The organism is Snodgrassella alvi, assembly GCF_002777425.1.
Taxonomy (GTDB): domain Bacteria; phylum Pseudomonadota; class Gammaproteobacteria; order Burkholderiales; family Neisseriaceae; genus Snodgrassella; species Snodgrassella alvi_B.
The window spans coordinates 37152-50882 of the sequence record NZ_MDVC01000113.1; the positions used below are offsets into that span (position 1 = coordinate 37152).

The 13731-nt window shown below is 38.9% G+C and carries 6 protein-coding genes and 6 tRNA genes; 8 read left to right on the top strand and 4 right to left on the bottom strand.

From position 1 onward, the window contains the following. Positions 1-139: 139 nt before the first annotated feature. Positions 140-322 carry a hypothetical protein gene (locus BGI33_RS11500; RefSeq protein ID WP_100091324.1) on the bottom strand — a complete coding sequence of 61 codons (183 nt, stop codon included), beginning with the start codon at positions 320-322 and terminating at the stop codon, positions 140-142. A 411-nt stretch (positions 323-733) separates the two neighbouring features. Here BGI33_RS11500 and BGI33_RS11505 point away from each other — a divergent pair, with 411 nt between their 5' ends. Beyond that, positions 734-1438 (top strand): GAF domain-containing protein, encoded by a 705-nt coding sequence (locus BGI33_RS11505; protein WP_100091325.1) that lies wholly within the window; start codon positions 734-736, stop codon positions 1436-1438. Between the two features lie 5 nt (positions 1439-1443). Further along, positions 1444-2067: a GTP cyclohydrolase II gene (ribA, locus tag BGI33_RS11510; protein ID WP_100091326.1), complete on the top strand. Its 624-nt coding sequence runs from the start codon at positions 1444-1446 to the stop codon at positions 2065-2067. Between the two features lie 83 nt (positions 2068-2150). On the opposite strand, the gene BGI33_RS11515 is transcribed toward ribA, so the two are convergent. The 3 genes from BGI33_RS11515 to BGI33_RS12975 form a co-directional block, all read right to left on the bottom strand. Further along, a complete protein-coding gene (locus BGI33_RS11515) occupies positions 2151-5480 on the bottom strand; it encodes a PilC/PilY family type IV pilus protein (RefSeq protein WP_180298984.1) in 3330 nt (1109 codons plus the stop codon). Between the two features lie 729 nt (positions 5481-6209). Further along, positions 6210-9581, bottom strand: a complete 3372-nt coding sequence (locus BGI33_RS11520; RefSeq protein ID WP_100091328.1) for a PilC/PilY family type IV pilus protein — start codon at positions 9579-9581, stop codon at positions 6210-6212. A gap of 2238 nt (positions 9582-11819) precedes the next feature. Then, positions 11820-12164, bottom strand: coding sequence for a hypothetical protein (locus BGI33_RS12975; RefSeq protein WP_143557102.1), 345 nt, complete (start codon positions 12162-12164; stop codon positions 11820-11822). Between the two features lie 471 nt (positions 12165-12635). Here BGI33_RS12975 and BGI33_RS11525 point away from each other — a divergent pair. From BGI33_RS11525 to BGI33_RS11550, 6 genes are all read left to right on the top strand, one after another. Then, positions 12636-12711 (top strand) — tRNA-Val (locus BGI33_RS11525). A 32-nt stretch (positions 12712-12743) separates the two neighbouring features. Continuing rightward, positions 12744-12820 (top strand) — tRNA-Asp (locus BGI33_RS11530). Between the two features lie 29 nt (positions 12821-12849). Beyond that, a tRNA-Val gene (locus BGI33_RS11535) sits at positions 12850-12925 on the top strand. Positions 12926-12957: 32 nt separating this feature from the next. Then, positions 12958-13034: transfer RNA gene (locus tag BGI33_RS11540), tRNA-Asp, on the top strand. Between the two features lie 28 nt (positions 13035-13062). Continuing rightward, positions 13063-13138, top strand: a tRNA-Val gene (locus BGI33_RS11545). Between the two features lie 285 nt (positions 13139-13423). After that, positions 13424-13508, top strand: a tRNA-Leu gene (locus BGI33_RS11550). Positions 13509-13731 lie beyond the last annotated feature (223 nt).

Here is a 13731-nt window from a genome sequence, read left to right on the forward strand (position 1 = left end):
AGTACTAATACAGCGTTAATATGTTTAATAACAAACAGGGCTATCCAGTTGCTTGTTATTGTGCAGTAGTTACCAGAATAACAAATTATCTTTTAACAGCATGCATTACAAACAACCAGATAACTTTCAACAAAAACAATCAATGATTACTGTCTGGCGTTCTGTTCTTCAGTTTCCAGCTATTACCTGCATGCTGGGTAGGAGGTGCTTTTTCATGGTCTTTAAGCGTAACATAATTTTCCACACCATGACCATGCTGATCGACTTCCTGATAAATTCCGCCATTAGTGCCAGAATTATCACCGGGTTTCAGATTGCTCATATACCACTCCTTGTACAATATCTGCCGTGAAGCTACGGTAGGCTTATTATTGATTGTAATTTTAAATAATACAAGCACTTAATCTTAATTTAATTTACCAGAATTAAATTAACAGCTACTATGGTTTAAAGTGAGTCACAATATCTTCAGACACTGCCGGTTATCAGCAGAATATATTGACTCAGCCAGCCATTAATAAGCAAATAATCTCTTTGTCGGCAACAAGCAATAAAATAAATCATTTATAAATAACTGATAAAAATGATTTAATTTTGCCTGCTGATTTTCATTACCAGAAAAGGCAATGATAAATAATAAAGCAGTTTTTAATTACCCTTGTAGCTTGTTATCCGGTATCCGAGTGATTTTCGGTTACAATAATCGCTTGCAAAGAAAAAAGTAAGGAAAAGTATGGCATGCGCTCAGGTGCGTGATTACCTGCAAACGCAAGGATTAAAAGTATCGGCAGAAGAAGTACGGATGGCCATGCTGGCTGTACAGTCTGTATTGGAGCTGGCACAGGCTGAAATCGATATGTCTGTCTTATGGTATGAAGAAAACGGATTCAGTCTGGCACAAAAATTTGGCTTGAATACAGCAGTACTGCATCAGCTACAGCCGACTGATCTGTTTACTATCAATAATAACAGTGCATATACATTGCGGCAGATGTATCTCGCTTTAGATTCAATCGCAAGCCGTTATCATAACGATACCTTTGCTTTATATTTATACGAATCAGATGATGAAGCAGGGCAGTTATATCGATTACTGGCTCAGGGCAGCAAATTGCCGGCGAGAATTGAATGTGGACAGCAACAGGTACAACAGTATTTATTTGCCCGCACGGCAACAACCGGCTGGCTGAATCAGGTAAATAACGTGCAGCAATGGCTGGCAGATGGCAGCCTGGTCGATGAACAGGTCGGAGCTTCCCAGCTAGCTGTCCCCGTAACCAGCGGGCAGGGGCAGATATTGGGTGTGCTGTATACTACTCATCAGCACGATAATGCCATCACCGAAGCCGAACTAATCGACTGGATAGCTATGGCCATTGTTATCACACCGTTGCTGCAAAATCTGCATAACGCCAGTACAGCACTCATCAAGGGATAAATATCATGACAACAACACATCAAAACCAAATTAAAGACCATAGCCCAGTGCGTTTTATTGCTTCCTGCCGTTTACCAACGCAGTGGGGTGAATTTACTATGTATGGATTTGAAGATGTGCGCAACCGGCAGGAGCACGTAGCACTTACCGTAGGTGATATTGCTAGTGGTGAAGCTGTACTTGGACGAATTCATTCTGAATGTCTTACCGGCGATGCCTTATTTTCCAAGCGTTGCGATTGTGGGCCGCAGCTTGAAGCTGCTATGAAAGCCGTGCAGCAGGCAGGACGTGGAGTGATTGTTTACTTACGTCAGGAAGGACGCGGCATTGGCTTACTGAATAAAATCCGTGCCTACAAGCTTCAAGATGAAGGACTGGATACAGTTGAAGCCAATCTTGCTTTAGGCCTGCCAGTAGATGCACGCGATTTTGCGCTGGCCAAAGACATGCTCGACTATCTTGGCGTACAGTCAATCCAGCTAATGACCAATAATCCGCAGAAAGTAACCACACTCAAAGCACTCGGTATCAATGTAGTCAATCGTGTGCCCTTACATGTTGGCCAGAATCCTGAAAATCAGCATTATCTGCACACTAAAATGGAAAAACTGGGACATTTTGCTAATTAAAGTCCAGACCAAAAGTTTATTTTTTTAATTATACTCAAAACAAACGGCTAGTATTAACTAGCCGTTTGTTTCATCAATAGAATTTAGCTGGTGTAGTCAGTTTTAACCTCTCTCCATGACAAACGCTTGAATCTGATCGGGCATCTAGGCACATGAGGAATCGAAATCTTATTGCCCTCTGTGTCAATACCTTCCACTGATGCTCGAGTGCATGCTTTCGGTGGTTTGTCCTTCTCCTCTAATTCAGACTGTATTCCATCACGACTTAATTCATATGGATTGACACCAGTACCTATTACGCTAGAACCATCAGATATTGTGGTACTATATAGCCCCTCAATAGTCAGTACTGCACCAAACGGGATATCCGAGAAAGCAAAATGCGGATCCTTATCTTTCAGTCTCGCGCCCGTTTTAATATTGTACTGTATTACACTACTGTAAACTTTACTTTCCTGTTTACGTTCAGTTGTGTCACATGGATCAACCAATTCATCATCTTTTTTGACTTCATATTTTCGGGAAAAAACAACCCCTGCATAGGCAATAGTAATAGGTTTGGTAACCACGCGCTCACCTGTACCGCTTTCCAAGTTGAAATACCAGCCTTTATGAACCCTTGGATTAAATTCGTTTTCTGAAAGTCGACGATAGCCACCACTGGCGGTTAATTCCTGTTTCAGTAGGGTACCTTTTGAAATCTCGGCTGGTTTTGTGTTAGTCAGGTCGTCATAGATACCATATACAGTCTGTTGCTCTTTACTTGTTAAATCAGATTGATAAATATCACTGCCGGTACCGAAAGTAATAATAACATCCCAATTGCTCAAAGGATTGTTATTATTTGAATTATTATTCTGTGTCTTTTCAACCATTGTGACACCTGGTGCCGAAGTGATAGGTGCACCGGCAGAAAATATTTTGTGTACAGTCCATTTATCAGGATCAGGTGATCTCAGGTCAAAACGATATAAGTTACCACCATAATCGCCGGCATAAGCCACATCTGCAACACCATCGCCATTAATATCAATTACTGTCGGGCCAGAAAGTCCACCAGTATGGGTATTTGATTTGTCTGCTTCTTCTGATTCGTCGTTATCAGATGAATTCAGCTCTGGCACCAAAGCAAGCTTGGCAATCAGATCACCTTTGCTGAAGCCAATTTTTCTGTAGCCATCAGTACCGACATCCACACCAAGAATATCATAGATATAAAGCGCGGACTCTGAAGACTGGGAACCCGCACCATCACTAGCCAGCGTAGAAGAATAATTATAGCCATTACCGATAAACGCAGCTTCACGGATATGGTTTGCTACAGAAGTAGCGGATGCGCCGTCCTCTTCATTTACTCGTAGCCTTGCTATGGCCGGTGTACCCACGGTAAATCCAAAGTAATTGTTTTGTCCGGTAGGCGTCTGGAATAGGGGTACATCGTGATACCACCCGGAACTGCTCATATTATCTACAGCAATTGGCTGGCGGGAAACCAGATCATTGCCGCCGATATTGATTGCAAATGCGCCGCGTCCGGCCTGCCCCATTGTTGATAGCATAAATGTCTGTTGCGGACGGAGTTTTCCATTTTTATCATTACTCCGTTCAGTTTGCTGTACCATCATTCCTCCATTCAGGAGGAAGCGATGTGGATGCTCACTGTTTTTACCATAGTTATTATCGGTAAGGTACTTATAATAATGGGCAACCAAGTCAGAACCATCATTGCTTTGGCGCTCAATCCCCATAGGCATGAAGTTAAATTTTAAATCGTAAAAATGAGTTTTATCATTGGTAGCGCGGAAAACATATACCATGCCATCATTGGCAGAAGTAATCATGTATTTCTGAAGGTCACTTCCCTCATCCTTATTACCCGCGGTGATAATCGGATTATCAATGATGTCGCCCATATTTCGGGTTTCACCAAATCCGGGCATGGGTGAGGTGCCACGTTGACGGTAGTCAAGCACAAAATCATCGTTTTTGATGGCGTCATCCGGTTTGGCACGGCTAAGCCAGGTTAGTAACCCATTTACCCATTCTGACTGGTTTTTGCCATTATTACTTATCTTAAATGTATCATTATTTAAGCCTGCCAGACTTCCTGAATACAAATAGGTTTTGGTACCATCATGCAATAATAGCTGGCGGTTATTAAATGATGGTTCGGCGCATTTGTTATTGGTTGTATCATCAGTTTTATCTTCTATTGGGCGAATACAGAGTTTAGTACTCCACGAGCCAGATTCAATCATGGCTGTAATTGATAAGTTGCTCTGCTCGGAGCGGGATACGGCCACTGTTGGCGCAGTAGCAGTAGTATTTGTTGTAGAGGTTTCGGCGGATCCTTTAATTGATTCGAAGATTTTGTTAAAGGCATCCTTAATTTCTTGTTGAGAGTTGGTGTTAAAGAAATGACCGGCACTTGGCTGAGCTCCGTTTTTCAGATATGGAATAGCTCCTTTACCTAATTCGCTGTCTTTCTGGCCTAAACCCGCCCCAATAGTAAATGTTTCGGCCGTTTGCTCGAACGGCTTGCCGCCATTCAGGGGATTAGGAGCATCCCATGCTTTCCTTGCCTTATCGGTAGGGCGTTTTGGAACATTATTAATGCTGCTAGCATCATCGTTGTAATAATTTCCATCGTAAATATAAGACCCGAAACTTTTTTCATTTAATGTTTTGGTGTAGTACTGCAGACGGTAGGGCATATATTTATTATCTTTCTTAAAGAAAGTTTCCCTTACATCTTTATTTCTCATTTTTTCATCAAAATCAAAATAGCCATCATCAGGTGCTTTGGCATAATAATATTTTTTAGCTTCACCATCAGAAAGCAAAATGATATAAGATTTCTGACAGCGATATTGTAATTTATTCATTACTAAATTTCTGGCCAAAGTCGGAAATTGTCGTGTAGTTGGTGTAGTGCCATGAGTTGGCATATTTTCGATGAGATTAGTCAAAGTACGATATTCTGTAGGATTCGAAGTATCATAAAAAGTATTATAACGTGGATCAACACCACCACTATGTAGTGGGTGGAAAGCAAAATACATATTATCATGGTAGTTTGCGACAATATTCAGCAAAACATCTTTTACCCCATCAATTTTTCGGTATGGTCGGCAATAATAACGAATATCATTGGTATTAGCTGGTTTTCCTTCGTACCCATACTGATATTCACTCCATGGAGACCAAGCTACGGTTTTTCCCTTTGCATTTTTTCTTATTGATTTACGGTGTTTGCACTTGTATGTTATTTGTCCTGCTTTAATTTTTTCCCTCATACTGGCTGAATCGTCGATGAAGAGGGTAACATTGGGTTTAACACTATAAGCTTTAGTAATTGTAGATGAGTTTTGCAAATGCAGAGGAATATCGGCAAATATATTGGCTTGTGCCAATGCCGGCAAGGCTGGAGAAGTAGTCAGCGCAGCAATAACTGCGGAAAACAGTATTTTCTGTCTTTTGAAAAATTTGTCTTTTTTGTTATTTTTTGTAAATTTATATTTGCGGCGCATGTTAGTTACTCTCCACTTGCATGTCAGTTACTCTTCACTTTAAGTGTAACAACAGTATTGGTTTATATAAAATGCATACAACCTTTAAATGTTCTTTTTTATTATTACTCCTAAATTTATATTTATTCAAATAAAAAATTAAGCTTTTATTGTAAAATTTAGTTTACCCGAATGAGTTATTATGTGCAATAAATTTATTTTGCATTTAATGGTTAAAACTATAAATTACTTATGTAATAAATTTAATTTAAGATTAATCTGTTGTAAATAATCTGTTTGTTATAATATATCTTTTAAAATAATGAAATTATAAAGTATTTTTCAATAGCATATATATGACAATTGCTATTAAATAAATAATTGTTTATTTATTAAATTATAATGTTTGATTGAAAAATTTTTAAAGATTTTAATTAACTTACCATAAAAATATTATCTAAATCAATTATTGTTTTAGTTATAGTGTTGCATATTTGTAAAAAATATTTCTTTTAAATTCATCATCTGAATTATCGCAAAATTAGTGATTTTCAGATAATTCTGGTTTTGCAGAATAAAAAACCAAATATAAAACGGCTAGTATTAACTAGCCGTTGAGTTCATGAATTAGATTTAGCCAGTATAGCCTGTTTTAATTTCCCGCCATGATAAACGCTTGAATCTGATTGGACATTTAGGTACATTAACTGTAATCACATTACCCTCTGTATCAACACCTTCTACTGGTGCTCGAGTGCATTCTTCTGATGGGAGAGCGCGTCTTCCTAATGGAAGCTGTGTCCTACTTTCGCCCACATCGTTAGGATTGGCGCCCGGTACAGTGAAATTATATAGTCCTTTAATGGTTTTCACTGCACCAATCGGAAGCTTTGAGTCCAACTTAAAATGCGGATCAGATTTTTTCAGTCTTGCGCCTGTTTTAATATTGTACTGTATTACACTACTGTAAACTTCGTTTTCCTCTTTGCGTTCAGTTTCCTGGCAAGGATCGGGCAATTTGTCATCTTTTAAGGTTTTATATTTTCGGGAAAAGACAACGCCGCCATAGGTAATCGTAACAGGTTTGGTTACCACACGTTCACCTGTACCGCTTTCCAGATTAAAATACCAGCCCCGGTTAACCTTGGGGTTAAACGGTTTTTCCGAAAGTTGCCGATAGCCACCACTAGTAGTTAATTCCTGTTGCAGCAGAGTGCCCTTTGAAATCTCGGTTGGCTTTTTGATAGTCAGGTCGTCATAGATACCATATACGGTCTGTTGATCTTTATTTGATAAATCAGACTGATAAATATCACTACCGGTGCCAAAAGTAATAATGGCCGTCAGATTATTCTGACTATTATTATTGTTGTTTGAGTTATCATCTTTTGGATTATTAACCAGAATGACACCCGGTGCCGAAGTGATAGGTGCACCGGCAGAAAATATTTTGTGCACAGTCCATTGGGCAGGATCAGGCGATCTCAGGTCAAAACGGTATAGGTTACCACTATAATCTGCCGCATAAACTATATCTGCGATATCATCACCATCTATATCAATTACTGTCGGGCCGGAAAGGCCTCCAGTAGATTCATCAGAATCAGGATCCTGATTAGGATTCACCTCCGGTGCCAGCTTGGCAATCAGTTCACCTTTTTTGAAGCCAGTTTTTCTATAGCCATCCGTACCGACATCCACGCCAAGAATATCGTAAATATAAAGTGCAGATTCTGAGGAGGGTAAACCCGCATTATTGCTTGCCAGCGTAGAAGAATAATTATAGCCATTACTGATAAACGCAGCTTCACGGATGTGGTTCGCTACAGAAGTAGCAGATGCGTTGGGATCTTCGTTTACACGCAGCCTTGCTATGGCTGGTGCACCCACAGTAAATCCGAAGTAATTGTTTTGTCCAGTGGGTGTCTGGAATAGGGACACGTCATGATACCAGCCAGAGCTGCCCATATTATCTACAGCAATTGTCCGGCGGGAAAGCAGATCATTGCCTCCGATATTAATTGCAAACGCACCACGTCCGGCCTGTCCCATTGTTGACACCATAAATGTTTGTTGAGGACGGGGAATGCCATTTTTATCGTTGCTCTGTTCAGTCTGCTGTACCACCATGCCCCCGTTCAGCAGGAAGCGATGCGGATGCCGGCTGTTTTTACCATAATCTTTATTGGTAAGATCTTTATAATAATGGGCAACCAGATCAGAGCCATCGTTGCTTTGGCGTTCAATACCCATAGGCATGAAGTTAAATTTCAAATCGTAAGGATGCTGTGTGTTGTTAGTAGCACGGAAAACATACACCATACCATCATTGGCTGAGGTAACCATGTATTTTTGCAAGCCGCTACCCTCATCATGATTACCTGCGGTGATGATTGGATTATCAATGATGTCGCCGATATTTCTTCTGGATTCATCAAATTTTCCTTCGGCTAAAATGGTACGATTACGGTAGTCGAGCACAAAGTTATCGGTTTTGATGGCATTGTCAGGTTTGGAGCGGCTAAACCAGGCCAATAAACCATTTACCCATTCCGACTGATTTTTACCATTATTGCCTATCTTAAATGTATCATTGTTCAAACCGGTCAGACTACCTGAGTACAAATAGGTATGGGTGCCATCGTTTAATAATAGCTGGCGGTTATTAAATGATGGCTGCGCGCTGCATGCGTTATTGGTTTTATCTTTTATTTCGCGAATACAGATTTTACTACTCCATGAGCCAGATTCAACCATGGCTGTAATTGATATCTTGCCCCGTTCGAATTGGGATATGGCCACAGTTGGTGCAGTCGCAGTAGTGGTGGTGGTGTTAGTTTCGGACTCGCCTTTAATTGATTTAAAGATTTCTTCAAAAGCACCCACAATTTCTTTTTGGGAATTGGCATTAAAGAAATTACCGGATGGCATGGCTCCGTTTTCCAGATATGGGATAGCAATCTGTCCTTTTGCATTGGTTTTCTGACCTAAACCCACGCCAATAGTAAACGTTTCAGCTGTTTGGGTGAAAGGCCGGTTGCCATTCAGGGGGTCAGGAGAATTCCACGCTTTACCCGCATTATCGGTAGTGCGTTTGTGAATATCGGTATGAATATTACTACCATCAGAGAAATAAAATTTATTGTCGTAAATATAAGGCCCGAAACTTTTTTCTTTTAATATTTTGGTGTAATGTTCCAGACGATGGGGCTTGTGTTCAGTCCGATAATTGCCGCCACGAGTAAAGAAGTCTTTTCTTTCCTGAGTTGTTTTCCATTTTTGATCAAAATAGCCATCCATTATGGTATCTGATCTGGCAACGGTGTTATCAGCCTCACCGTCTGAAAGCAGAACAATATATGATTTCTGACAGCGATACTGTAATTTGTTCATCACCAGGTTTCTGGCTACAACTGCGATTTGTTCTGTAGTTGGTGTTCCGCCACCAGTTACAAGATCTTTGATGTGTGTAGTCAATTCATCGTATTGTGCAGGATCTGAAGTATCATAAAAGGTATTATAGCGGTCATTGGTACCAAGTAGGGGACGGAAGGCAAAATACATATCATTACGGTATTTGGCCAAAATATTCAGCAAAACATCTTTTACTCCATCGATTTTTTTGAATTGCCGACATCTATATTGAATATCATTGGTGTTGGCAGGTGTTTCCTGAAATCCATACTGATATTCACTCCATGGAGACCATGCTGAGGTTGTTCCCTGCGCATTCTTTCTTATGGATGTACGGCTTCGACATTTAATTGAATCCCCCTGGAGTTTTTCATTCATACTGGCTGAGGAATCAATTAATAAGGTAATATTAGGTTTAATACTATAAGTAGTAGTAACCGTAGATGAGTTTTGCAAATGTAGTGGGATGTCGGCAAATATATTAGCTTCTGCCAGTGCCTGGGTACTTAATGCTCCTGCTACTGCAACAAATAGAAATTTTTTCCCTTTTCGAAATCTGCTTTTTTTATTGTTTATATTTAAAGTGCTCATAGTTAATTACTTTCCAGCATAGGTAAATATGGCAAATTGATTAAAATAATATGCTATTAATGTGTTATACATAAATTATCATGATTATATACTATTTTATATATGTTAAATAAGATGTTATCTTGTTTTGAATAATGATAATTTAAAATTATGTAATGGTAATTTATGTTTTATTTATATTTCTCTTTAAATGAACAATAGCTTCAATCTAGAATTAAATACATGTATTTATTATTAATTATAGCCAAAATGGAAGAAGTTTAATGTATTTAAAATACAAAATTGTATTTATAAAAAACCATACATTTATAAATTTATGTAATATATGAAAATAATTTATTTAACATAATGATTTTTCGATTAAATTATTCTTTTGTTCTTTTTAATATATTGTTTTTTTATAAAATTATAATTATTGAGATAAAGGCGGGTAGATTAATTTTTGGTTATATGTAAATTAATGAAAACGAATGGCTGGTTAGTCTCAGCCAATTTGTTTATTAGTTAATTTTAATAATCTGTTTTAATTTTTCATGAGGAGCGAGCGTTAAATCTGATGGGGCAGTGTGACACACGAACGGTTGTTTTTTCTTTATCAGTAGCAGTAATAACAAATATGATGAAGATGTACTCTCCAGAATTGTTTGTAATTTGAAGAACTAGCCTCGATGCTTAAAGGAATTAAACGGTTTATTGTTTAGCTGGCGGTAGTGGCTGTTTTAGGTAACAACTTTTGTAAAAGGCTTCCTTTGCTAATTTAAATCATTATCGATTGCGCATACGGTTTGCCGTCTTTATTTTCAGATCAGTCTGATAGATAGCGCTGCTAATAGCAAAAGTGACTATTGCAGTTGGGTATAAGCTTTAGTTATGAAGAACGCTGCTAATATTAGAACTTGCTATGCCTTTTGTCAGAAGTGCATCTGGCACTGCTGTAGTTGATGCATCAAGGATAAAAATTTTATGCACTTTCCAATTCTCAGAATTTGATACATGCAAACCAAAGTAGTACAGATTAATCATGTAATTGCTGGCATATACGATATTGGTTATGCCATTACTATTTATCGCAATCACTATAGGGTTAAAGGTTGGCAGTGCTATTTGGTGCAATCAGTTTGGTAATCGGTTCATCTTTTTGCGTTTTGCTACGGATATAGATTGTGGTGCCTACGTCTATGCCGGGAATATCATAAAAATACAATGCAGATTCTGGCGATGGTCTGGTGGTAATATGCTGTGCCAGTGAAAGGAAACAGTAATAGCCAATACTGATAAATGCAGTCTGACGAATATAATCAGTTATTGATGTATCTGAGACGCCGGCATTGAAGTTAACTTGTACACGGGCAATGGCAGGAATGCCGATGGTGTTGCCAAGCTGATTATTTTTACTGCTAAGTGTCTAAAATAAGAAGACATTCTCATACTAACTCTACAACTGCATTGTTTTCAGCCGCTACGGTTCTGTCAGTAATGACATTATATCCACTGGTATTCCTGGCAAATGCACCATCTCTGGCCTGTACGAGTGTGGGAAGCATAAATATCTGTTGCGGAAAGTTATTGCTGTCTTCAGTTTGCTATATGTTTATGCTGCTATGTAGCAGGAGGAGGTGAGGGTAGAGTTATTGGTGCCATAATTTTTACAGGTTAAAGTTCTATGGTAGTGAAGGCGACCAAATTGGAACCATCATTACTTTGTCTTGCGATGGCTATGGGTATGTAATTAAATTTAAAATCATAGAGATAATTGGTATTGTTGCTGGAGCGGAAAACGAAAACCATGTCAGCATTGGCTGATGCAATCAGGTATTGCTGGCGATAGTTTTCGATATTGCCGGCAGTGAGAATGGTATTGTTGATAATGTCTTCCTGATTGTGGATATTGCCAAAATCTTTCAGCAGATTCGAGGATAAGAGTATTTTTCAGGACTGTGCCATCGATATGTAAACGGTTTAGCCAGACAAGCAATTGTTGTTTCTGATTTTGAACGTGTCGCTATTAAAGCTGCGGAGGTTCTCATTGTACAGGCAGGCATTTTTACTTTCATTGAGTAACAGTAGTCGGTTATTGTGGGAAGGCAGCATCTGGTAAGAGTAATTGCTATTAATTTTATCTATAGTAAATGCAAATCTGGCTACTTCCATAAACCGGTTTCTATTTGGCGATAATTGACAAATTACCTATGCTGGTATTGGAAATGGCTATGGCTGTAGTTTGAATGGCTGTTATGGTTATTTTACCTTTGATGGTTTTAAATATTTTGCCAAAGGTACGGATGATTTCATTGCGGGGATTGGCATTGACAAACAATCTTTGGAGTCGTTTTTTTCATTGTATGCACTGTTTGATATTGCTCCAATTTGCAGATGGGGGATAGCTATGTTTGTTTTATCGGTATTGCGCTGGCCTAAGTTCAAGCCAATAATGAATGTTTGCGCAGTTTGGCTAAAGCGTTTACCGGTTAGCGGATAAATTGCATTCCATGGCTGGCCTGAATTATCAGTATTTGTTCTGTCTGCTGAGGCATTAATAGATTTGCCGGTTGAGTTGTAAGAATCTTTGATAGATGTAGTCACCAAGGTTGAAGTGGTTAAGGCTGTCTGTGTAGTATTTCAGACGCAATGGTTGTTAGCATTGTGATTATGCGCAATGAAGTTCAGTTGAAATTTGTTACTCAGGGAGTCGCAATCACAATAGACATCATGGCGTGAATCTTTGCTATTAGTGTAGCTTTGTTGAATATGGAAATAGGTGTTATCAGTTTCACTATCATCTTGTAATTTTGATTTCTATTTTAAGATATTAATTGTGATGTAAGTTAATTGTATTGTTAATGTTGATGTGCTTGTGAATTTCAGGTGAAAGGTGTGTATCTGCTGGTAAAGTGTATCTGATCATATGGTTTGCCTATAGTCTATAAAAATTGATTACTGGTTATGGTGAAATTTATTTTTAAAAACAGTAAATTGTAAAATAAGTGCGCTCTGTTGAAAAAAAGGCTTGCTGTGTTGCTTACTCTATGATTAAATACGCGCCTCAACAGCACAGGGTGATTAGCTCAGTTGGTAGAGCGTCTGCCTTACAAGCAGAATGTCGGCGGTTCGACTCCGTCATCACCCACCAGTTTACTGTTTTATGCATCGCATAAAATATGCGCGGTGGTAGCTCAGCTGGTTAGAGTACCGGCCTGTCACGCCGGGGGTCGCGGGTTCGAGCCCCGTCCGCCGCGCCAATTTACTTTTTTGCTGTTTTCTTTTTTATGGGTGATTAGCTCAGTTGGTAGAGCGTCTGCCTTACAAGCAGAATGTCGGCGGTTCGACTCCGTCATCACCCACCAGTTTTTTATTTTATGCACAGCATAAAATATGCGCGGTGGTAGCTCAGTTGGTTAGAGTACCGGCCTGTCACGCCGGGGGTCGCGGGTTCGAGCCCCGTCCGCCGCGCCAATCAGCATTTTTGCTGTTTTCTCTTTATGGGTGATTAGCTCAGTTGGTAGAGCGTCTGCCTTACAAGCAGAATGTCGGCGGTTCGACTCCGTCATCACCCACCATAAATTTCTCTCTTTTTTATCCTGCCTGATTAATTTTCTATTTGGTTAACTCAACTATTAGTATTTAAATGTGATATTTTTGCTGATAGTGCGATTAATGTATAATGATATTTGCAATAATAAATTTGTTGTAATTACAGCATTTACGGTAACAGGTTCTCACACATATTTATGCGTTACTGAATAAACGATATGTATCTACTTGTATATCCATGAGATATTTTACTTGGCAGAGGTTGCAAACTATCTTATAATTTAATGCTCAATCAGCTTTTGATTGTTTGTGCGGATATGGCGAAATTGGTAGACGCACCAGATTTAGGTTCTGGCGCCGAAAGGTGTAAGAGTTCGAGTCTCTTTATCCGCACCATTGATCTTAAAAGATATCTCAGAAATGAAGATATCTTTTTTATTTTGTTTATGCTGTTCAGTTTGATTTACTAGTCTACATTTGATTCAAGTTTGTAGTTTTCTACTGTTCTTAAAATCATTTATTTGCTTATCCATTTGTTTTATCAGTTGGAATAAGCTTAATCCAAATTGTAACCAGTTTACTCAATATTATTAGCAGGATAAATCTCAGGTTTATGTTA

Bases quoted from the DNA above. Each gene is read 5' to 3' on its own strand.
- BGI33_RS11500 (WP_100091324.1), bottom strand. From the start codon at position 322: ATGAGCAATCTGAAACCCGGTGATAATTCTGGCACTAATGGCGGAATT.
- BGI33_RS11505 (WP_100091325.1), top strand. From the start codon at position 734: ATGGCATGCGCTCAGGTGCGTGATTACCTGCAAACGCAAGGATTAAAA.
- ribA (WP_100091326.1), top strand. From the start codon at position 1,444: ATGACAACAACACATCAAAACCAAATTAAAGACCATAGCCCAGTGCGT.
- BGI33_RS11520 (WP_100091328.1), bottom strand. From the start codon at position 9,581: ATGAGCACTTTAAATATAAACAATAAAAAAAGCAGATTTCGAAAAGGG.